Source organism: Sphingomonas qilianensis (genome assembly GCF_039614825.1).
GTDB classification, from domain to species: Bacteria; Pseudomonadota; Alphaproteobacteria; order Sphingomonadales; family Sphingomonadaceae; genus Sphingomonas; species Sphingomonas qilianensis.
The window spans coordinates 198,361-220,518 of sequence record NZ_JBDIMF010000002.1 but is presented as its reverse complement, the minus strand read 5'-3'; the positions used below and the strand labels follow the sequence as shown (position 1 = coordinate 220,518).

Sequence of the window (22,158 nt, the reverse complement as noted above, 5' to 3'; positions counted from 1 at the left end):
CCGATAGCGAATTTCAAAAACGCCAACGCCATCAGGTTCTTCCACTTCCCGCAGAATCAGGTTTCGTCACTTATTTCCGTCAAGTCTGGCGAGACCGTGCCTCGCATAGCCCTTTTCTTCTGCAGTGGCACTCGGATTGTCTATAGCTAGATTGTAGAGTTGACGCGCCTTCGCTTTATCCTTCGCAACGCCGCGGCCATACTCATACATTTCGGCGAGATTGCTTTGTCCGGTTGAATTCCCCTGTTCGGCGGCCTTGCGATACCACGGTACCGCCTGCGCATCATCCTTCGACACGCCGCGTCCTTCTGAGTACATGAAGCCGAGATTATTCTGCCCGGTTACATCCCCCTGATCGGCGGCCTTGCGATACCAATCCACTGCCTGCGCATCATCCTGCGCCACGCCGAGGCCTAATCGGTACATGTTGCCGAGATTGCCTTGCCCGGCAGCATTCCCCTGATCTGCGGCCTTGCGAAACCATGCCACGGCTCGCGCCTCATCCTTCGCCACGCCAAGGCCGAATCGGTACATGAAGCCGAGACTATTCTGCGCGCCAGCGTCCCCAAGATCGGCGGCCTCGCGATAGAGCTTCACCGCCTGCACGTCATCCTGCTGCCTGTCGATCCCGTCCCGAAACTTGTCCGCCTCGGCAGCAAGCGCGGCTGGATCGGGGGCAGCGGGCGTCGCGGCTGGCGAGACTGCGTCGGAATACCCTGAATCGGTCGACTCCTGCGTGCTCGGGCCGTCACTCATGACCCCAATCGTTACCACCAAAACAACACCGGCCAGCAATGCGAATGCTGTCTTAAGTCCGATCATGCCCCTGTATCTGATAAACTGATCAGAAAAACTGCCCGACGCCAAGAACCGCGATTGCTCGAAGCGAGGCTCGTCCGTCGCTTGCGCAACCTGCACCGGCTCGGGACTTTCCAAACCGGGATTGGCCGCCATCGGTTTTTCAACCGGATCGCATTTTTCTATCGGGGACTGTTCGCGCTTTTCTGGCTCTGCCTCCGTTTCCGCTTGCGGGACTTCCGTTGCAACGACTTGACCTTGCGTCGCTTCCTCAGGTGCAGGGACCTCTTCAGCAGTCTCAGGCTCTGCGCTTTCCACAGACTCCGCCACCGGTTCCACCACGGCTTCCGGTGGAGAGAGGCTTACCGGCGGTGGCGCTTGCACCTGCACCCGCGCACCGCCCAGCTTCCCTAATGCCAGCTTCGCCACGGCCTCGACCACCGTGTCGCGGTCATTCGACAGCGTGTGCAGCCCCGCGACAGCGAGAGCACCAAGTTGCTGGTCCTTTCCGTTTGCCAGTTCGAGGAGTGCGCGCACGGCATCAGACCGCTTGTTGGGGCTTGTCGACCGCATGAGTTTTTGCACCGCCGGGGGAATCTCTGCGCGCCGTACCGGATTACGCGTAAGCGCGACATTTCCGTCGCCGCCGAAGATCCAGCGCTCCGGCGACTGCGCCCGGCTTGTCTCCGCCTGGACCTTCGATCGCACATGCCGGAACAGGGAATCCAGCGTGATGACGCCCAAATTTTCACGGTCCGGCGTGCCGGTCTCGATCCCTTCGATCAGATGCCGCGTAAAAAGCGACTGAACCGTGCGCTCTTCGCCCGCCTCCTTTTCGGCCGCCATTTCGATGGCGGTGGAGGCGGTGATAACAACCCTGCCTGGTCTCCCTGTATCGTCTTCTTCCGGCGATGCCCCGGCAAAATCATCCCTAGTTACGGAACTTGCTCCCTTGAACGCCACGCCTCTGGCAAAGGCGCCCGCATAGCAGGTGTCCAAAAACCAGATCTGCGTGCGTGCTGCACATTCCTGCATTCGTTCGACGAAGAAGCGCGCTTCAATCGCGGTCGCGCCCAACACGCGCTTTTCGGAATCCCGTGTCGTGAAATAGAGTTTCCCCGACCGATCCTTGAAGCCATGGCCGGTGACATAGAGGAGGACTAGATCGTCGGGCGCCGCGTCGTCGAAGAAGCTTTGAATACGTCCACGCAAGGGTTGGCAGTTGCCATCCGTATGCAACTCCACCTCATAAGGTCCGATGTCGTCGCGCTCCAACAGGCGCTTCAGCCTCTGCCCGTCAGTAACCGGCGATTTCAACGACGGGATAGTCGGGTCGTCGAACGTTCCGTTCGCAATGATGAGGGCCTTGCGTACCATCTGCTACACCTGAACCCGCGCCGGAGACGCGGCAACGGGTGCATCGAACGTTCCCGGCGTGATAGCAAGACTGCCTTCAGGCTCAAACTCGTCGTTTATCACAATATCTCCCGAAACTGCCTCGAGATACTTGAACAAGGTAAGCTAACACAGACATGTTTGATTTGGCAGAGCATCTGCGAACGGACCCATTCGCGTTTTGAAACAGTCTCTTACAGCCAGCACCTCAGGTTCCGAAGGCTTGATACCGAGATCGGACAGAAACCCCACTATGTCGCAGCAAATGCCTACAGATCCTGACCAAAGACTGTTATCGACAACGTCGGCCACACATTGCCCCGATCGACTATAGTTGAGACATCCTGCGGAGAGACGGCTTCAAGGGAAGCAAACGGCCGCTTCTGACAGAAGCGGCTGCACGGTGGAACCGGTGATCGTTTGCCTGTGGTCGGCAGGTGCCTCGGGCCATGCCTGCTTATCAAGCGCCAAAAGCGTTCTTCGAACGGCCAATCTGGCTATCGGAGAATGATCATGGAGATGCCTGAAACCGAACCCACCGCGACAAAGCGCCCAGTCTAGAATGCCGGACGAACCGTCGGCGCGAAGCGCGCGCTGAAACCGAAGCAAATATGGGAGATCCGATTTTACCTCAATCAGTTCCGCCGCTTGCGAGATCGGGCGCGGTTCGCCCTGGCGATCGACAGCAAACTCCGGGGCTGCGATCTGGTGCAGATGAAGATCCGCGACCTTGTCAGCGGCGGGCAGATCCGAACGCGTGCGATCGTGATGCAACAGAAAACCGGTCGGCCGGTTCAGTTCGAGCCGCTCCCAGACGCGCGGGCCAGCTTGCTGGCTTGGCTTGAAAGGCGAGGCGGCTCGGTGGATGAATATGTCTTTCCCAGCCGGGTCGATCATAATGGCCATCTCAGCATCCGCCAGTATGCGCGCCTTGTCGATGAATGGGTGACGGGCGTCGGACTGATGCGAAGCGAGTATGGCACGCCTCGCTTCGCCGAACGAAGGCTTCGATCATCTACCGGGCTACCGGCAACCTGCGCGCCGTCCAGATGCTCCTCGGTCATAGCAAGATCGAGAACACAGTGCGCTATCTCGGCATCGACGTGGAGGACGCGCTTGCCCTTGCCGAGAACACCGAAATCTGACGCGACGGCTCCTCGCCTCCGGCGAGGGGCCGATTTCACAGCGCTTGAGACTTTTCTGCCGTTGAATGTCCGTATGTCGAACGGCGGCTGTCGTCATGAGCTGACGTTCAACGCCAGTTCCATCGGTATCGCAGAATGGCAGAACTGGGCCGACTGCTGACTGTCAGCTTTCCCGCAGGGAAAGCGGAAAACTTGACGTTCAGGTGCGCTGAAGCTTTGGTCAGTCATGGCGTACACAGACGACATTCGACGGTTCGATTGCATTAACTGAAACCTGCAGTTTGTTCACGCAATCTGATATCGCGGGCCTTCACCCGCGAAGATGGGCACTATGTCTGCGCTGTAGCGCCACGATCGATGTAGAGCTGGCCGTCCAGTCGGGTACAGGCGGTTTTGTCCATTCGTTCTTCGCCCACGGCAGAGACTGGCCGCGAGCGGAACAGCATCTTTGGGCAGAGATGCCAAAGGCGGCCTCAGAATCAGTGACGGAACAATGCTCCCGTCCTCTCATTTCGAGGCGATAGGAAATGATCTGTTCGAGAGTGGTGTGGAGCAAATATCCTGCCGGTATCGTACAGGTAAGCGGAGAAACCAGGCTAAGTAATCTGACTGACCTTCCAGCCGACCAGATAGAGGATATCAAAATTCCCCTTGATGCCCTGCTGAGCGCCTGCGGCGACCTTCACGCCGCCCTTCATGGTAATTGACATACCCAAGGTCAGCAGCTTCTCTAGTTCAGCCGAAGCGCTCAACTCGCGGCCCAGTTCGCCGGTCAACTCGCCGCTTTCGTTGAACTGGAGCGTGACCTCGATCGATTTCATCGCCACTTCGGCGATGCCGCGCAGCCGGATGGCGCTCGATCCCGGCGGGATCTTCAGGTCGTCGATATTGGCATGCAGGTCGAGCGGGAAGTTGTTCGCCACCGACCGCAGCGGCAGCGCATAGGACTTCTCCTTCAGCGCGAAGCCTTCGATCGTCAGCCCGGGGATGTTGACGGTGAAGCTGTCGGTGAACGGCTCGATCTCGTTAGCGATCATCGATATGCCGACCGGTTCGCCGGGAAGGACGATATCCTCCCACTGGACGAACTGGTTGGTCGCGTACGGCGTCGGGTTTAGCAGCTTGGACGGCTTCCCGGCGATGAAGATCTCGCCGACATAGGTCGCCTTCATCGGCTTCCTGGTAATGCCGGCCCCCTCCCATCCCGAGCTGAGCACGACCGTCCACTTCTTCCCGTGGCCCCAATCCTGCTCGACCACCTGCTGGCGGACCTTGGCCTGCTCCTTGGGCGGAAGGTGTTCCTTGGCCGCCTCCAGTTTCTGGACGCCGTTGTCGATCTTCTCCTTCTCCCTTTGCTCGTTGGTGCGCTCGGGCTGTGCCTGTGGAGTCGGCGTGGGCTTGGGCTGCGCAGGCGGAACCACCCCGCCGCCGCCCGTCGGCGGGGTGGTTCCGCCGCCGCCTGTGGGAGGCGTGTGCGAGCCGCCACCGCCCGTCGCTGCCTTCTGGGCTTCCACCGCTACCTCGGCGATCTTCACGCTGTTGTTCGACAAGGTCTTAAGCAGATCCGCGACCTGAGCCTGACCGGACATGTCACGGAAGGCGTTGGCGGTGGTGATCGCGCTGATCGCCGCGGCGAGGCCGCCGGGGTCGGGAGCCGGCGTCGGGTTGACGATGTTGACCAGTGATTGCGGGAACGCGGTCGGCGTCACCGTAACCGCCTGTGGCTCGGGCGTCATCGGGGTCACCGGCGCGATCTCGGGCGCCAGGATCGGAATCGGATGCTCGTCCCACTTCCAGAATCGGGTATTGTCGATCTCCTCCGAGACGCTGCAGTGGCCGAGCTTGCCCTCCGCGAAAACCCCACGGGTCGGCAGGGTGATAAGCCGTTCCGATTTGGCCGACGCCAGCGGCAGCCGCTCCAGCACCGAGGTGCGGTCCGCATCGCTCATCGCGGCGAGCTGATCGACTGCTCGCTGACGCTGCGCGGGATCGGTGCCGTTGAGCGCAGCGGCGATGTCGACAACCAGCGTGTCGTCCACCCCCGACATCGTCTTCACCAGCGGATAGGCGACATAGCTGCCGAACACCTCCAATGGCGTCGGCTCGACATGGTCGTCCATCGATGACGGCGCCCATGGGACGGTTTCAAACTGGCGCGCGATCGCGTTCACGTCCGTGCCGAGCTGGATCACCGATGCGTAATGGTCGATATGGACGGCGACATGCTCCTTTAGCCGCTTGATCTGATATAGTTCGCCGGAACTGAGGCTCTTGTCTGGCGATAGCGCGGGCAGGTTTGGCGGCGGCGGTGGCCCCGGCCGCTTGATTCCAGAGAAGGCCTGTGAACCTGGCTCTCGGCCCAGGAAGAACAGATTCACATCCACCTTGCCGGGCGTGAAGTCGACTTGGAAGCCGAAGCGGTCCCATGCCTTGATCGACAGAGCGTCGATCCGCCACTCGGTCCCGCCCCATTTCTCGAACTGGAATCCGATCACCTGTGACCAGGGAATGCGGACTGATGGCCCGCCCTCTGCCTGACCGGCAAGCTTTAGGAATGTAAACTGCTCTTGGTCCGTCTCCATCCGTTCACCGCTGTTGACGTTGTGCGCAGCATAATTGGGGCCGGCAGCACTGGAGCCCTTGTAGACATAATGGAGTTCGTGCCGCTTGCTGCGGGCGTGATCGTCAGCGGTGATGATATAGATAGTGATGTTGTTGATAGTGTTGTCGTTGGTCCAGATGCCAATTTCGAACAGTTCCAGCTCGACCGTGCCCTCCCACCACGGGTCGACCGGGTCAATCGCGGGGCCGATGCCGTGAAGCGCCTGATGATGAGCGATCTCTTCGCGCTTCTCTATGGCGACGAAGCCAGGGGCGAGCGAAGTGTCGAGCAGTGCCGGTTCAAGCAGATGACGGTGCTTGACTAGGGCAGCTTCATCCAGCGCCGCCAGCCGTGCGGGAAGCCGTGCCAACACCGACGGCCGCCGCCGAACCCATTCCACCGTCACCCGGAAGTGCCGCAGCACCTCGTAATAAAGCACCGTCAGTGTGTGACTGTGATTATAGTTGGAGAACGTGCGCGTCTGGATGCTCTGCTTCTCTTCCTGCCGAGCCTGGATGACGACGGTCGAGTTGAGTTCTCGCTGGGCCGAGCTTGCCTGGGCGAAACTATCATTGACCCGCTGAACGTTCTCGGCGGCGAGATCGCGGCTACCCATGCTGGTCGCTGTCGACCCGCCGAGACTCCAGCTGTTCCCTACAGCTGCGCCGATCCCGAGCCCGCCGGTGCCCGCGCCGCCACTCGCCCCCGAGGACCCCGCTGCGCCGCCCATGAAGGACGAGCCTTTCTGCAACTCGCTCAGTCCAGCCTTGACCGTTTCGGAGATGGTGCGGTCGCGATGCGTCTGATGGAGAATGTCCTCGGTCAGCGCCGTCGTCTCATCGCGCTTGGTGTCGCTGTCCCACGACCAATCGATCACCGCCAGCCGCACCGTCTCCCCCGGCGCCAGCGGCAGGCTGTAAAGGATCTCGCCCAGCGAGTGGCCGAGCGAATACCAGGAAACTTTGTAGTCATCGACATAGGCCGCCTTAAACCCGGCCCCGGCCGGCAGGTCGAATCCTTCGGGCGTGTCAGTTAGCCGCACGACTTGGCGCAGCACGAACTGCTGGAGCGCCAGATTCGCCGGCATCAGCTCCTCGCAGCCATCCTCGCCGACTAAGCTCTTCGGGCTGGCCGCGAACGAGGCGGGCGAGAGCCGCCAATCGGTGAGTCCCGGATTCTGGAGCGCGCGCGGCCCCATGTTGATGAGCGAGGGCGGCAGGGTGTGCCACACCATCGTCAGCCGTGCGACGATCGCATCGAAGGCGAAGCGCGCCTGGGCCAGCACCTCGTGCCGGCCGTCATGGCCATAAGGATAGACCCAGATGGCCAGCTTCAGCACCGCCTCCGGGTCGTCGCGCTGTGCCGCTATCGCCTCGGCGAGCAGCAACTGCACCTCCGGCCGCAGCCGGGTGAGGTCGAACGAGGCATAGCCGACATGGTCGGTGGTGAGCACGCCTAGCGGCTCCGCCCAGATCGCGCCCGTCTCCTCCTGTAAGTCGATCAGCCCGAGCTCAAAGCCCGGCGAGAGATCGCGCACCGCCGCCAGCATGAGGGCAGGCAACTTGCCCGCCGGTATGTCCGCCATGCGCGCGGCATTGGCGTCGCGCAGCACCTCCTTGAAGACGCGCTCGAACAGGGAGCGGGTCTTTTCGAGATCGAGCAGGGATTCCAGGCTGTCGTCGTTCAACGCCTGCCCCAATGCGGCGAGCGCCGCAGCTTCGACCCGCGCGCGCACAGCGCCCGTCGCGGTCGGATCGACGGCGTCGAGCGCCGCTCGAATCGGTTCGCGCAGCCGCTCTCCGGCGGGCGAACGAGGTGACACGATGCGCGGCACCGCGACCTCGGCGTAAAGCGGCAGCCGCTGGACCGGATTTCCGTTCTCAGGGTCAATTACAAAGATCACCAGATGAGTCGGCGGCAGCGGCGCAAGCGAAGGCATTCGATATCCCCCGGCGAATCAAGCTGGCGGAACTATAGCATGAGTAAAGAAGTTTAAACACTTCCAAGCCGCTTCCAAGGCCTTGTCCTGGTTGAATTCTATGATCCGCCCTTCGATCCCTGCAACCTGGCGTAGAATAGTGTAGTTTCTCGCGGATAAAATCGTTGTTGGCGGTGCTCATCGCGCGCCCGCAACCAGCACCTATTCGGTGGGCGCTTCCCAGCCGTCAATGCTCGCGGAGGCTGACAACGGGGCGGCCATTTCGGCTCGGGCCGTTTGCCAGGTGTCCAGACTCGTCCCTTCAAGAACGGTCATCACTGACCCTGCGGCGGTTTGCAAGTAACGCCCGCCAGTTGCAAGTACGCCCGCTAGGATTTCAAGCGGCTACACTAGGTGATAGACTGACTCCTCCTCCCCGATGCCTCACTCACCGAAATGCAAGTTTGCGACGCTCCCGGCGCCGCAAAGCTCCGGTCAGACCGAAGCCAGTTATCAACATCGTCCAAGCCGCGGGCTCGGGCACCGAGCTGACGTCCGAGCCGCCGTCAACGACGTTGTTCCCAAAGCCAGGCGTGTCGGGGTAGTAGTTTCCGATACGGTTCGTGTCGACGAGCATGTCGGCCAGGTTGCTATAGGTCACATACACGGCGGTCGCGACACCCTCGCCCTCGCGGTTGAACAGGCTCCAATAAATATCTCCGTTGGAGCCAGTTCCAACAACGTTACTGCCAAAACCGGGCGTGTCGGGATAATAATTCCCTGTTCGATTGGTGTCGACGAGCATGTCAGCCAAACTATTATAGGTGACATAGACCGCAGTCGCAGCGTTCTCACCCTCGCGATTAAACAAGTTCCAATAGATTTTGCCGTCGGTACCGCCGCCGACGACATTGGCGCCGAAGCCCGGCGCATCGGGATAATAGTTTCCTGTTCGATTGTTATCGACCAACATGTCGCCCAGAGTCGCATATGTGACGTAGACTGATGTCGCGACGGACTCCTCTTCGCGGTTGAACAGGCTCCAGTAAATGTCTCCGTTGGAACCGGTTCCGACGACGTTGCTGCCAAAACCTGGGGTGTCGGGATAATAAGTCCCTGTCCGATTGGCATCGATGAGCATGTCGTCGAATGTGTTATATGTAGCATAAACTGCTGTGGCGACGTTCTCGCCCTCACGATTGAACAAGTTCCAGTAGGCCGCTTGGGCCGCGCTGCTCGCTAAGGTGGCGAACGCGATGACGGACAGGCGTGAAGCAATGAGGAGAATACTCATGGCATTCCTCCTGAACGATCAACGAATACCGTTCTCGCGCAATTGATTCTCGGCGTCAAGTCGCTCGGCGAAGCCGAGCACGACAAAAAGCGCCGAACAACTGCCTTCTGCTTTGGATAGGTGTCGGGAATGAACCACATTAAGATACAGATTACTATATAGATACATACAGGTATTTAAGAAATGTGAGTTTTTAGAGTACATACCGACGCCGACTAGGGCTAGGATTCGTTGATCAGAGCCAGAAGATGACGGTAGCGGCGAGCGCGATAGCGAAAAAGTAGACGGTCGAGCAGCGATCGTAGCGGGTGGCGACCCGGCGCCAGTTCCTTCAGACGGCCGAACGTGATCTCCAAGCGACTGCGGCTTCGGTAGCGGCGCTTATCGTATTTGATGAGTACATCGCGTGATTTTCGGCCCGGAATGCAGGGCGTTATGCCCTTTGCCTGAAAGGCGTCCCTGTGCCAGTCTGAGGCGTAGCCGCGGTCGGCGAGCTTCCACTGTGCCTTGGGCGGATCGTCCAATAGCGCTGCAGAGCCGGTGTAATCGCTGACCTGGCCAGCGGTCATAAAAAAGCGGAGCGGGCATCGGTGACGGCGCGGAGCTTCGCATGCATGCCGCTTTTGATGCGACCAATCAGCCGCCCGAAGTCCCCTTTTTTACCCGCAAGCTGGAAGCAGTTCGGTGTGCTTTTACGTGATTTGCGTGAAGTGACTGAGATAAGTAGAAGTTGATTTGAGTTACTCCCACCGCTGAAATTAAAGCACGCGAAAGCGCAAAAATTTCTGCGAGGAAAATGTCAGACAGTCCAAACGAATGATGTGACTTTGAAAAAATAATGGGTGGCACCCTTTCACAGTACAAACTCGAGCTGCAAAATCTGGTCATTCAAAAATCGCGATGGAGCTGCGGAGCGTACGATTTGACGCAGTCTCTAACGACTCTGAGACCGGCTATTTGCATGGTCATGTGACGAGATGTCGACGGCTCGCATAAGTGGAAGGAAAGCGTTCAAGTGCGGCGGACGCACCGAGGGCAAGGCCCTGCGGCAGCGAGGCTGCTGGTTAAACCGACGCTCAGGCTCGTGCACCGTGCTGACGTGGATCGGAGCGGCGCTCTTTGGCAGCCGTGAGGGCTATGCCCTTCTCCCCCGCGCAAGCGCGATCCGGCACTCGGGCGCTGTGACGGGGCCCGCCTAGTAACGCGGACAATTGCCGGTCCCAGCGTCAGACGGCCTTATCTTAAAATTTTACCATCCAGCACATTCGAAACCGCCCGCCGCCCCCGAACGGTCGGCGCTCTACGATCTGGTGTAGTGCCCGTGCAGCCGTCCTTGTCACAAGTCACCGAACAAGTGCCCCCCGTGCACTTCTTAAAGCAGCTCCAAGCGCCACCGCCCCGAATATAGTCACCTCCCTCTTTTCCGCAGGTCGCTTTGATGTCGCCCGGAGTGTGCTTACCAAGATCAACCTGCTTCGCGCTTGCAGGGCTGCCAAGAACTAGCGGCGAAAACGCAAGTCCCAGCAAAATAGCCTTAATCTTAGCCACAGCAAAATCTCCTTGATGCGAAGAACTTACCAATGCCTATCCCAACCTTGCGATGCAGCCCTTGAAGGCTTTTGCAACCGGTCGGGCGCCCCGCGCAGCGACCCAAATTTATCGCTTTTGCCTTAGGACGATGGAAGGCCAGCAATGTAATAACTGGCGGACCCACGCCGTTTAGCCACGCTGTACGGACACTTGCACATGCTTTCTCGTCCAACAATATTTTTTGCGCCCTGGCCCAGAAACTGACCGAGCGAGTACCGAAAGCGCAGTGGTTGCAGCAGGTCTGAAACCTTATTCTTTTTAGCACCGACCGCCGACGACCACGATCCCGTCCGCATTCAATTACTATTATGCGCCGCGGACATAGATAATCCTCTTACTTTCGCATCAAAGCATTGGTGTTCTAGCCATATTTCTGAGTGTGATTCGGAGAAATATTCCAGTACACTATCTAGATTTATTTCACAACACTTACACTCGCGTGACACTAAACAACGCATACGATAACAACTCTTGTGCTACCTATTAATTAGTAACATTCGAAGCGATCTCGCTGATAAATTTGCATATCAGATCAAGGTCGTAGGGCAGCGACGCCTCATTGCTCCTAACGGCACCCGCTCGCGCGGCGAACCGCCCTCAGCGAGGTAGCTGGAGATTAAATGTGGAGCAGCCGCGCAACCTTAGAACATTTACGTCGAACGATATTGCTGGCTTCTAGCCGCGGAAAAATCACTTAAACGGAGACGCTTCGAAGCAAACCAACTTTAGCCTAGCCTCATCGCCAAGCTGATTCAGGCTCAGTGGCTGGGATGGCCCGGATTGCTGGTCCTGCTCGCGCTCGAGTTGGCAGCGGCCTGGACCTTGATCGGATTTAAGCCCCTTACAGACGTTTTTAGGCGTCGGGGTACCCCAGGCAGGGGTCAACGTCGTTTTCGCGCTGTACGCCCCGTTCCCGGGCGAAATTCGGGCATTTGAGGCGGGGCGTGTGGGACGCAGGCGTTCTGATCCACAGCCAACATATCAATTTATGCCCTATATCCAGGATATGAACGTCATAAGGCCCTGGCGGAACCATAAACTCAAGATCGAGAGACCCGTTACTCGGATCGTGTCATCCCGCGTCAGCCATGAGCGCCTGGCTAAGAACCCGTTTCCGGGCGCGGCGGACGATCTGCAACGCTATGCCCAGCTTGCGCCCGGCAAGAGCGCAATTCTCATCAGCTATCGCGGCCCGCCCGTGCCAGACTCTGGGGATATTCCCTCGACGGGGGCCGTGACCTTCTACCTCATCGAGGTGGAGGAATATCAGGACCAATAAACCATGCTGTACCATTGCGGGCTGCTCGATGAGCGGCCCGAAAAATCCACGACCCTCCAGTGGATCAAGCGCCCCCGGGTTTGGGGCCGACTACCGCCTGAGATCGAGCGCGAGCTTCGCATCTTCCTCGCGATGCCCGGTTTCTCGGATTCCTTTTACGCCCATGTGTTTCGCTGCAGCCGCAGCGTAGCCACCCGAGAGGCTGGTGGTTACGAACCGTGGAAGGCCGAGGTAGCCGAAAACTGGCTGTCGGCCACATCCGAGGACTGCGCGGCCCTGAGCCGTATGCGGCCCGGAACCGGCAACGTGCCCGTCATTTCCCAGCTGCGAGCCATTCAGGACGTGAAAGCTGGTATGACAATGGCTCAGGTTGGGCGGGATTACCGTGTGTCCGCTGTGTCGGTTACAGGCTGGTGCCACGGGGGGGTCAATTTCCGAGGCGACCTGCCAGCTGGGTTCTCGCTGCTCGGGGCCTAAATTCGTTTGCCTATAGAAAGTAGTTTTTTATCCAAAGTATAGGATATTCTCTTATATTCTTTTTCCTTCTCTCTAAATTTCGGAAGATTAGAGGAGAATATAAGAGTATATACAGGATATTGGATAAAAACATACTTACTATGAGCAATGGAGTTTGGCCCCTCCAGACATCCATATCCTATACTTCGAGCAAAAATCGATCTGATATGACCGATCGAGTTTCGACCCCGTGTCGAGCATCATATCCTGGATAAGCGTGTCGAACGCCGTAGCCGAATCACTGCGGCATGGCCCACACCCCGATCCAGACGCTGACCCAGTGCCAGATAGTCCGACCTCGCCAAATACCTGACTTGTATCATAAACGCTTGAACAGAGATTCTCGCAGCGACCTTGGCTGCGTAGCCATCAGATGGCTCCGTAATCGCCACCAACTCATTTTCACAAGCGGTTGAACAGGGATTCCACGATTCATACGTAGTGGACGGGCCTGAACGCGGTTGCACCCGCGCCCAGGCCCTGACCCCAAAACGATGTGGAGAATCGAATCGTGGCTACCCGGACTGCTAATCCAACGAATGCATTTGCCAAAGCTTTTCACGAGTACACCGAGCTTGAAGCCGAGCTTCTTGAGGCACCTAAAGAACGGGACGTGGCGCTGCGCGAGCGCGTAGCAGCTAAAATGACCCACCTTCTCGCGATGCCTGCCCCCACATTTATCGCAGTCCAGCAAAAACTACGGATTATGTGGCAAACCGAGCTCACAGAAGACGGCGATGATAACGACGAAAAGCGGCTTATCGTTCAAGATCTCTACGACCTCATTGTCCAGTCAGCAGCCGTCCTTGGCTTAGAAAGGGACCCATTCGCCTAAGGCGGCCCTCGTGTCGATTGAGCGTGGACGCAATCCGCGTCTCAATCGCACGCTTAGCCTAGACATGGGTTTCGCAGCGCCTACCCGGCGTGCGAACGGACTGTATTTAGATACGCTTCAATAACATTTGGAGCTCCCACAGTGTCAGAACCCATAGCCTATTCCGTCAAAGACGCAGCAGCGGCGTGCGGCCTCAGTCGGACAACACTTTACCAGCTTATAAAGGCAGGAAGGATCACGCCGCGCAAATTCGGGGCGAGAACCATACTCCTCCGATCCGACTTAGAAGCCATGCTCGCGCATGCTGCGACAGCCTGAGGTTACGATGGCACAACAGTTCAATCGTCTAAATGCAATTTCAATTAAGAGGCCGATGGTCGAAGGACGGCATCCGGATGGCAACAATCTTTACCTGAACGTTAGCCGCTCAGGCGCCAAGTCTTGGGCGTTAATCTATACCCTCAACGGCAAGCGCCGGGAAGTCGGGCTAGGAAAGCTCGACCTCGTCCCGCTGGCAGAGGCTCGCAATCGCGCGCGGGAGGCTGCCGACCTGCGCAGACAAGGCCTCGATCCTAAAGCTATCTGGGATGCTCAGAAGGCGCCTGCATCTGCTGCATCTGCTGCATCTGCTGTGACGTTCGGCGAACTCGCTCTCGAGGTTGTCAACGACCGCAAAGCAGCTTGGAAAAATGCAAAGCACGTACAGCAGTGGGAGAACTCGCTTTTCACGTACGCCGCACCAATTTGGGCAACGCCCGTCTCGGACATCGATATCGAGGATGTCCTGACGATTTTAAGGCCGATCTGGACGACGAAGCAGGAGACAGCGAGCCGGTTGCGTGGTCGCATCCAGGCGGTGCTCGACGTAGCTAAGGTTCGTGGGCTCCGAACCGGGGAAAACCCCGCGGTTTGGGCCGGCAATCTAGCCCTCGTCCTAGCAAAGCAACGTTCTGGTCCAATGCGACATCAACCGTCGATGCCGCACGCCGATCTCCGCGAATTCATGATCGCGCTGCGGAAACGGCGGGAGGTTTCGGCACGTGCCCTGGAACTGACGATCCTTACGGCAGGTCGCACAACGGAGATACGAGAGGCCGTATGGGAAGAGTTTGATCTCCCAAATGCTACATGGTGCATTCCTGCAGACCGAATGAAGATGGCACGCGATCACCGCGTAGCCCTCTCAAAGCCCGCTTTGGCCTTATTAGAGGCGCTCGACGCAAAATCCGGTTTGCTTTTCCCTGGTCAGAAAGCCGGGAAGTCTCTTTCCAATATGACCATGCTTCAGCTGATGCGACGAATGAACGTTGGTCACTACTGCGTGCACGGCTTCCGAAGCAGCTTCTCCACTTGGGCCGCGGAGAAGACAGATTTTCAGCGGGAGCTGGTCGAGGTGTCGCTTGCTCACGTTGTGGGATCTGAAGTGGCGCGTGCATACCAGCGTAGCGACATTCTGGAAAAGCGCGTCGCGCTCATGCAGGCCTGGGCCGATTACATTCTCTGACCATGCAGAGGCAGTGGGTTGCCGTCTGGCAACCCTACTGCCAACCCTACTGATGCCGTTCGACATGCGCAGATGGCGAGGTACTCCCATGCACAACAGGACGCGCCGCCCTCAGATAAACAGTGATTTTGAGACAACGCTGTACACGTGTGAACAGGAGTTGGCGGAGCGGGAGGGATTCGAACCCTCGATACGCTTTTGACGTATACTCACTTTCCAGGCGAGCGCCTTCGACCACTCGGCCACCGCTCCGCATGTCCTGGACGGAAGCGGTTGCCTAGAGCGTGATGCGGCGGTGCGCAAGGCGTGAACGGTTGCCTTGCCCCGATCGGCTATGTCACTCTCGCCTCATGCTGATCCCCTTCCTGCTGTTCGCCGCGCAAGCCGCCCCCGCCACCGCCGCCGCACCACCGCCTCCCGCGCCGCTCCCGTCCGATGCGGCAGAAGGCGACTGGCGCCCGATCCCCGACGACGCGCTGATGATCATCACGCTCAGCGGTAATCGCCAGGTCGTCATCCGGCTGGCGGCGCGGTTTGCGCCGGCGCATCTCGCCAATATGCGTACGCTGGCGCTGGCGCATTGGTGGGATGCCACCAGCGTGTACCGCGTGCAGGAGAATTGGGTCGCGCAATGGGGCGATGCGACGGAGAAGAAGCCCTTGCCGCCGGGCATCGTCGCGGTGCCGCCGGCCGAATTCGAGATTGCCGACTTTACGCCCGCGCAGACGCTGCCGCGGCCCGATGCCTATGCGTTGTATGCCGGGATTACCGCCGATGGCTGGCCGATCGCCGGCAACGGGCGGCAGGCGTGGCTGACGCATTGCTACGGCATGGTCGGCGTCGGCCGCGATGCCTTGCCCAGCACCGGCAATGGCGCGGAGCTGTTCACGCCGATCGGGCAATCGGCGCGGCGGCTCGATCGCAATTACACGGTGGTCGGGCGGATCATCGAGGGGATGAAATATATGTCCGCCATGCCGCGCAGCGATGCAGCCATGGGCGTCTATGCGACGGAGGCCGAGCGCACCGCGATCATCTCGGTGCGGCTGGCCAGCGATATCCCGGCGGCGGAGCGGCCCCGATATGAGTATCGCGCGGCGGATAACCCCCGCTTTGCCGCAATGATCGCGCTCCGCGACAGGCCGGCCGCGCCGACCGTGCGCACCGGCCTGACCGTCTGCGACGTGCCGCTGGCGACGCGCCGCGTGGGCGCGCGCTGAGGCTTTAGCGCCCGACCCAATCGGCGACGTCGCTCGCCACCTGGTTCGCCGCCTGATTGATGCCGACGCCGACCGCGCCCGCCTCGATCGCCGCGATCGGCACGCGCGTTTCGAAGCGGCGCTTCTCGACCACCGTCCCGCTCGTCCGGATCAGCGACGCATCGAACGTCACCACCGCTTCGCTGCGGATCGCATCCACGCCGAACGCGCGCAATTCGCCAGACAGACGCGCGCCCGGATCGGAAAAGGATTGCGCCGGGGTCAGCACGACGCGGCCGGTCTTGGCCGCGATCGTGTCCGACATCAGCCGCGCGAACAGCCGCCCGGGCAGTTCGACCCATTGCGCATCGGGCACATAAGCGAGCGTCGTCTCGCTCGATTGTACCGGCACGCGGGTCGTCGCCAGCGCCTGCGCGAAGCTCGGCACGGCGATCGTAATGGTGGCAGCGGTGGCCGAGCTTTGCGTCTGCCCGGTCGGCAGCGCCTGCGCCGCGGTCAGCGTCAGCAACGAGGGTGGCGGCTTGGCGCCGAAGCTGATGCATGCCGAGAGCGGCAACAACGCGAGCAGCGCGAATGTCTTCTTCATCGGGAGGGTCATTTCTTCTTACCCTTATAATCCGGCAGTTTCGGAGATCCGATCAACGTCGAGGCGCCGCCCTGATCGATCTTTTCGGCGACCGAGGTCAGCGCCGAGGACATCACGCGCAGATCGCGGACCAATTGGCCGACCTCGGGCACGGTCTGCTTGCTGAACGCCTGCAGCCCGGGTCGCGCATCGCCGATCGCGGCGTTGAGATTCTCCATGCTCGCCTGCGCCGAGGCGACGGCCTTGTTGAGATTGGCCGCGGCCGGGCGGATATCCTCCGCGATCAGGCTGTTGGTCGTCCCCGCCAGCACGCCGATCTGCTCGGCGGCGATCCCGGCCTTCTGCACCGCGATGCGCGTTTCGGCCAGCGTGGCGGCGATTTCCGGCCCGCGATCGGCCAGCGCGTCGGTCAGCCGATTGGTGTTGGCGAGAATACCGGCGATCGAATTCTGGTTACGATCGCTGAGCATGTCGGTCAGCCGCTCGGTCAAGGTCGACAGTCGCTCGAGCAACTGCGGCGCCGAACTGAGCAACGCGCCGAGGCCACCGGCCTTGGTCGGGATCACCGGCACGCCAAACGGGCAGGCGCTCTGTACGTCGTTGGCCGGGCAGGCGATCGGCGGCGCGCCCTTTTTGGCGCCATCCAGCTGAATCGTGCTGGTGCCGGTGAAGCTTCCCTGCACGGTCGCCGTGGTGCCTTCCAGCACCGGCGTCTCGTCCTTGACCGTGATGCGCACGCGCACGAATTGCGGATCCTTCTTCCACAACGCGATCTCCTTAACCTGGCCCAGCGGCACGCCCGAAAACGCCACCACCGAGCCCTTGTTCAGGCCATCGACCGATTGCTTGAAGAAGATGTCATACTCCTTCTCGGAGGTGCCGTTGAGCCGCGCGATCCACACCGTGAACAGCGCCAGCACGGCGAGCAGGATCAGCACCACGGCACCGACCAGCACATGGTTCGAACGGGTTTCCATCAGCCTTCAGCCTCTGCTTCTTGTCGGCCCAGCCCGGGCGCGCCCGTGGGGGTGCGGTCCTGCTGCCGGTCCTGGGCCTCGGCCCGTTCTTCGTTGCGCGCGATCGCCGCGGTGGCGGCGCGGCCGCGCGGGCCGTTGAAATATTCCTGGATCCACGGATGGTCCATCGCCAGCAGTTCCGGGATCGTGCCCACCGCGATCACCTTCTTGTCGGCCAGCACCGCGATACGATCACAAATGGCGTACAACGTGTCGAGATCGTGCGTGATCAGGAATACCGTCAGCCCCAGCGTCTTCTGGAGCGATTTGGTCAGTTCGTCGAATGCCGCGGCGCCGATCGGATCGAGCCCAGCGGTCGGCTCGTCAAGGAACAGCAATTCCGGATCCATCGCCAGCGCGCGTGCGAGGCCCGCGCGCTTCTTCATGCCGCCTGAGAGTTCGGCAGGGAATTTGGGTCCGGCATCCGCCGGCAGGCCGGACATCACCACCTTGTAGGCGGCGATCTCATCCATCAGCGACGGATCGAGATCGGGATAGAATTCGCGCAATGGCACTTGCACGTTCTCGGCCACCGTCAGTGTGGAGAATAAAGCGCCACCCTGGAACAGCACGCCCCAGCGCTTGCGGATATCGATCGCGTCTGTTTCATCACGACCGATCGTTTCCTCACCGAACACGGTGATCGCGCCTTCCATCGGCGTCTGCAGCCCGACGATCGAGCGCATCAGCACCGATTTGCCCGTGCCCGAACCACCCACCACGCCGAAAATCTCGCCGCGCCGCACATCCAGATCGAGCCCGTCATGCACGATCTGCTCGCCAAACCCGTTCTTGAGGCCGCGCACGGTGATGATGTTGTCGTCTTCCGCCGGCATCAGATCCACCCCACCCAGGTGAAGAACACCGCGAAAAACGCATCCAGCACGATGACCAGGAAGATCGCCTGTACCACCGCCGCGGTGGTGCGGATGCCGACCTGCTCCGAATCGGATTCGACCGACATGCCCTGGAAGCAGCCCGAAATGGCGATGATCGCGCCGAATACCGGCGCTTTCACGAGACAGACGTACAGATCGGTGATCGGCACGACCTCGCGGATACGCTGAATAAACGTCACCGGCGGAATATCGAGCGACACCCAGCTGAGGATACCGCCGCCGATGATCGCGATTAGCGAGGAATAAAAGGCCAATAGCGGCATCATCATGACGACGGCGAGCGTGCGCGGCACCACCAGTGCCTCCATCGGCGACACGCCGATCGTGCGCATCGCATCCACTTCCTCGGTCAGCTTCATCGTGCCGAGCTGCGCGGCAAAGGCCGAGCCCGAGCGCCCGGCGACCATGATCGCGGTCATCAGCACGCCCAGTTCGCGCAGCGTGAGCCGCCCGACCAGATTGATCGTAAACACCTCGGCGCCGAACTGGCGCAACTGCACCGCGCCCTGCTGCGCGATGACGATGCCGATCAGGAAACTCATCAGCCCGATAATGCCCAGCGCCGACACGCCGACGACTTCGAAACGCATCACGGTCGCATTGAAGCGGAAACGGCTGGGGTGGCGGATCAGCGCGCCGAACGCGATCACCGTCGCGCCCATGAAACCGAGCAGCCCGTACATCGTGTGCAGCGCGACCATCGTCGCGTCGCCGACCTCGCCCAGCACGCGGGAGAAACCGCTGCCCTGATCGGGGCGCATCGCCACCACCTGATCGGCATCCTTGACCTGCGCCAGCAGATGCTGCTGGTCGCCATCGAGCCCGTCGATGCGGGCATCCTTCTCCGCCGCGAAGCGATGCACGATCCAAGCGCCGACCGTATCCATACGGCCGATCCCGGCCAGATCGAGCGTGGAGACGGTGCCGTCATAAGCGCGCAGGCGCTGCGCTACGTCGCCGATCCGCGCCAGCGTCAGGTCGCCACTGAAGGTTAGCACGCCGGAGTCGTCGGGCGAGAAGGAGGCGTTCTGACTCATCGCCCCACCCCATGCTGCAATCGCACTGGATCGGCAAGCAGGTTGCGGCGTAAGACGGGCCGATGCTTAACATCGCCATCTACGATATGGACAAGACGATCACCGTCGCGCCCACCTGGACCGCCTTCGCCGTGGGCGCCGCGCCCAAGTGGCGGCTTGCCCTGTTGCCGCTCGCCGGTCTCGCCACCGCCGCTTATGGCGCCAAGCTGATCGATCGCGCACGACTCAAGCACGTCACGCAACGATTGCTGCTCGGGCACACCTTGCCCGAAACACGCGCCAATGCCTCGATCGAGCGGTTTGCCGGGCGGGTCGCGGTATTCCCCGGCGCCGAGGCGCGCATCGCCGCGGATCGCGCCGCCGGCTACCGGCTGGTCATGGCCACCGCCTCGTATCGATTCTATGTTACCGCGATCGCCACGCGGCTGGGCTTCGACGATGTCATCGCCACCAATTCGCGCGACAGCACAGGCGGATCAGTGCGCGCCGGGATCGCCGGCGAGAATTGCTACGGCCCGGCGAAATTGCGCATGATCGAAGCGTGGCTGGCCGAGGAAGGCATCGCCCGAGAGGACGCGCACATCCGTTTCTATTCCGATCACGTCTCCGATGCGCCGGCGCTCGACTGGGCGGACGAGGCATTTGCGGTCAACCCGCACGCGCCGCTCCGCGCGCTGGCCAAGCTCAAGGGCTGGACGATCATCGACTGGTGAGCCCCGCGTCACGGTGACGCCGAATGCGCCGGGGTCGAAAACTGCCACGCCAACTTCGTCATCCCAGCCTAAGCTGGGATCTCAGGCAGCGGGCGCGGGACAGGAGCCGCATGAGACCCCAGCTTGCGCTGGGGTGACGAGATAAAAGGCCCGCTTTCCGGTACGCCCGACCAACCTCACAGCCACCGATCCGCGGTATGGATTGCCACGCCCACCAGCCCGCCGACCAGCGTGCCGTTCACGCGGATGAATTGCAGATCCTTGCCCACGGCATTTTCCAGCCGCCCGGTGATCGTCTCGGCATCCCAGCCGCGCACCGTTTCCGAAACCAGCCGCACGATCGCGTCGCCATAATCCGCCGCGGTGCCGACCACGGCGCGGCGCACGAAGCGGTTGATCGTGGCGCGCAGCCGCGGCTCGCGCTGCAGCGTCTCGCCCAATTGGCGCAGCGCTTCGCCGACCTGCCCGCCAAGCAATTTCTCCGGATCACGCGCGATGCGCAGCATGGCGCCGCGCGCCTGCTCCCACAGCCCGTTGATCCAGCGCTGCATCGCCGGATTTTCCAGCATCGCCAGTTTCAGCGCATCAACGCGCGCCGCCATCGCCTCGGAATGCTGCAAATCCTCGGCCAGCGTTGCCAGCGCCTCCTCGGCGCGCTCGCGCAGCGGATGATCGGGGTTTTCGCCCATCTGCTGGAGCAAGCCCTTGAGCCCGTCGATGATCTTGTTGGACAATGTCTCGTCCAGCCCGGTCCAGCGCATCACCGCGCCGGCGCGTTCGTGCACCATGGTGCGCACCAGCTGTTCATTGGTCTCCAGCACTTGCCCGGCGGCGCGGACGATGCCGTCGAGGATCGGCAAGTGGCGGTTGTCCGCCATGGCCGCGCTCAGCGCCTGGCCGAGCAGCGGCGCCAATTTCAGCCCGCGCACCTGCTGCACCATCGCGCTGCGCACCATCCCGCCCAGCCGCTCCTGATCGAGCGCCTGCAACACCTCGATCGCCAGCCGCGAGATGCCGCGCGTGATGCGTTTGCTCGATGCGCCCGGATTGGCCAGCCACGCGCCGGCGATGCTGGCGATATCCATCCGCCGCATGCGCCGCGAGATCACCACGGGGGTAAGGAAATTGTCGCGCAGGAAAGCGGCCAGCGTGTCGCCGATGCGATCCTTGTTGCGCGGGATGATCGCGGTATGCGGGATCGGCAGCCCCAGCGGATGGCGGAACAGCGCCGTCACCGCGAACCAGTCGGCCAGCCCGCCAACCATCGCCGCCTCGGCAAAGGCACGAATATAGCCATAAGCGGGATGCCCGCCCTCCAGCGCGCGGGTGGCGATAAAGATCGCCGCCATCGCCACCAGCAATCCGGTGGCGACGATGCGCATCTGCTTGAGCCCTGCCGGGGGCGGCTCGGATGGGCGGGACGCGCGGGACAGCAGCTTCATGGCATGACCAATCCCCGAAACGGGCGATTGTTCAAGTGGCGATGCTCAATGCGTGCCATCGCCTCCCGGTCGGCACCCGCCCGCAAGACTGCCCCGGCGCCCAACCGGTCAAGCGGGGGGTCGCCGCTGGCCCCACCAGGCAGCGAGAATGCCGCATGCCAAAAGGCCGACATTCATCAGCAGGCTTTCGCCCAAACTCCACTGGTCCCCCGTACTGCCATCGCGGATGCGCAGCCCTTCGAATACGGTAAGATATAGTCCGACCGCGCCCATGACGCACAGAAGCAAGCCCCCCAGATGCAGCGCCAGCATCGGCATGACGTGGCTGTTGTCCGGCTCGTTCGTCACCCTCGCCAATCCTCGCCACCC

General features: G+C 61.0%; 16 protein-coding genes, 1 tRNA gene and 2 pseudogenes. 8 read left to right on the top strand and 11 right to left on the bottom strand.

Annotated elements, in window-relative coordinates:
* Positions 1–66: 66 nt before the first annotated feature.
* Positions 67–2,175: a caspase family protein gene (locus ABC969_RS07535; RefSeq protein WP_345864066.1), complete on the bottom strand. Its 2,109-nt coding sequence runs from the start codon at positions 2,173–2,175 to the stop codon at positions 67–69.
* Between the two features lie 531 nt (positions 2,176–2,706).
* On the opposite strand from ABC969_RS07535, the pseudogene ABC969_RS07530 reads away from it, so the two are divergent.
* Positions 2,707–3,338: pseudogene (locus ABC969_RS07530) on the top strand (tyrosine-type recombinase/integrase).
* Positions 3,339–3,934: 596 nt separating this feature from the next.
* Here ABC969_RS07530 and ABC969_RS07525 read toward each other — a convergent pair.
* From ABC969_RS07525 to ABC969_RS07515, 3 genes and pseudogenes are all read right to left on the bottom strand, one after another.
* Entirely contained in the window at positions 3,935–7,879 is a 3,945-nt protein-coding gene (locus ABC969_RS07525) for a hypothetical protein (protein ID WP_345864065.1), read from the bottom strand.
* A 427-nt stretch (positions 7,880–8,306) separates the two neighbouring features.
* Positions 8,307–9,152: a PEPxxWA-CTERM sorting domain-containing protein gene (locus ABC969_RS07520; RefSeq protein WP_345864064.1), complete on the bottom strand. Its 846-nt coding sequence runs from the start codon at positions 9,150–9,152 to the stop codon at positions 8,307–8,309.
* 235 nt (positions 9,153–9,387) lie between these two features.
* Positions 9,388–9,851: pseudogene (locus tag ABC969_RS07515) on the bottom strand (IS5 family transposase); the annotation flags it as partial.
* Between the two features lie 1,879 nt (positions 9,852–11,730).
* Between ABC969_RS07515 and ABC969_RS07510 the strand changes: the two are divergent.
* From ABC969_RS07510 to ABC969_RS07495, 5 genes are all read left to right on the top strand, one after another.
* A complete protein-coding gene (locus ABC969_RS07510) occupies positions 11,731–12,021 on the top strand; it encodes a hypothetical protein (protein ID WP_345864063.1) in 291 nt (96 codons plus the stop codon).
* A gap of 3 nt (positions 12,022–12,024) precedes the next feature.
* Complete coding sequence (locus ABC969_RS07505; RefSeq protein ID WP_345864062.1) at positions 12,025–12,498, top strand: hypothetical protein; 474 nt, start codon at positions 12,025–12,027, stop codon at positions 12,496–12,498.
* A 550-nt stretch (positions 12,499–13,048) separates the two neighbouring features.
* Complete coding sequence (locus ABC969_RS07500; protein ID WP_345864061.1) at positions 13,049–13,372, top strand: hypothetical protein; 324 nt, start codon at positions 13,049–13,051, stop codon at positions 13,370–13,372.
* 141 nt (positions 13,373–13,513) lie between these two features.
* Entirely contained in the window at positions 13,514–13,690 is a 177-nt protein-coding gene (locus ABC969_RS16470; protein WP_380808254.1) for a helix-turn-helix domain-containing protein, read from the top strand.
* 7 nt (positions 13,691–13,697) lie between these two features.
* Complete coding sequence (locus tag ABC969_RS07495) at positions 13,698–14,876, top strand: tyrosine-type recombinase/integrase (protein WP_345864060.1); 1,179 nt, start codon at positions 13,698–13,700, stop codon at positions 14,874–14,876.
* Positions 14,877–15,037: 161 nt separating this feature from the next.
* On the opposite strand, the gene ABC969_RS07490 is transcribed toward ABC969_RS07495, so the two are convergent.
* A tRNA-Ser gene (locus ABC969_RS07490) sits at positions 15,038–15,128 on the bottom strand.
* A gap of 98 nt (positions 15,129–15,226) precedes the next feature.
* On the opposite strand from ABC969_RS07490, the gene ABC969_RS07485 reads away from it, so the two are divergent.
* Entirely contained in the window at positions 15,227–16,096 is an 870-nt protein-coding gene (locus ABC969_RS07485; protein ID WP_345864059.1) for a peptidylprolyl isomerase, read from the top strand.
* A 4-nt stretch (positions 16,097–16,100) separates the two neighbouring features.
* Here ABC969_RS07485 and ABC969_RS07480 read toward each other — a convergent pair whose 3' ends face one another.
* Genes ABC969_RS07480 through ABC969_RS07465 form a run of 4 tightly spaced genes read right to left on the bottom strand, consistent with a single transcriptional unit; the run spans position 16,101 to position 19,634 of the window.
* A complete protein-coding gene (locus tag ABC969_RS07480; RefSeq protein WP_345864058.1) occupies positions 16,101–16,694 on the bottom strand; it encodes an ABC-type transport auxiliary lipoprotein family protein in 594 nt (197 codons plus the stop codon).
* Entirely contained in the window at positions 16,691–17,659 is a 969-nt protein-coding gene (locus tag ABC969_RS07475) for an MlaD family protein (protein ID WP_345864057.1), read from the bottom strand. The genes ABC969_RS07480 and ABC969_RS07475 overlap by 4 nt, the downstream gene beginning before the upstream one ends.
* On the bottom strand, positions 17,659–18,534 hold the full coding sequence (locus ABC969_RS07470) for an ABC transporter ATP-binding protein (protein ID WP_345864056.1): 876 nt from the start codon (positions 18,532–18,534) through the stop codon (positions 17,659–17,661). Before ABC969_RS07470 ends, ABC969_RS07475 begins: the two co-directional genes overlap by 1 nt.
* The gene (locus tag ABC969_RS07465; RefSeq protein ID WP_345864055.1) at positions 18,534–19,634 is read right to left on the bottom strand and encodes an ABC transporter permease; all 1,101 of its coding nucleotides are present in this window, start codon (positions 19,632–19,634) and stop codon (positions 18,534–18,536) included. The genes ABC969_RS07470 and ABC969_RS07465 overlap by 1 nt, the downstream gene beginning before the upstream one ends.
* Positions 19,635–19,696: 62 nt before the next feature.
* Between ABC969_RS07465 and ABC969_RS07460 the strand changes: the two genes are divergently transcribed.
* Positions 19,697–20,347 carry an HAD family hydrolase gene (locus tag ABC969_RS07460; RefSeq protein ID WP_345864054.1) on the top strand — a complete coding sequence of 217 codons (651 nt, stop codon included), beginning with the start codon at positions 19,697–19,699 and terminating at the stop codon, positions 20,345–20,347.
* A 176-nt stretch (positions 20,348–20,523) separates the two neighbouring features.
* On the opposite strand, the gene ABC969_RS07455 is transcribed toward ABC969_RS07460, so the two are convergent.
* Entirely contained in the window at positions 20,524–21,789 is a 1,266-nt protein-coding gene (locus ABC969_RS07455) for a DUF445 domain-containing protein (protein WP_345864053.1), read from the bottom strand.
* Positions 21,790–21,897: 108 nt separating this feature from the next.
* Positions 21,898–22,137, bottom strand: coding sequence for a hypothetical protein (locus ABC969_RS07450; protein ID WP_345864052.1), 240 nt, complete (start codon positions 22,135–22,137; stop codon positions 21,898–21,900).
* Between the last annotated feature and the right edge of the window lie 21 nt (positions 22,138–22,158).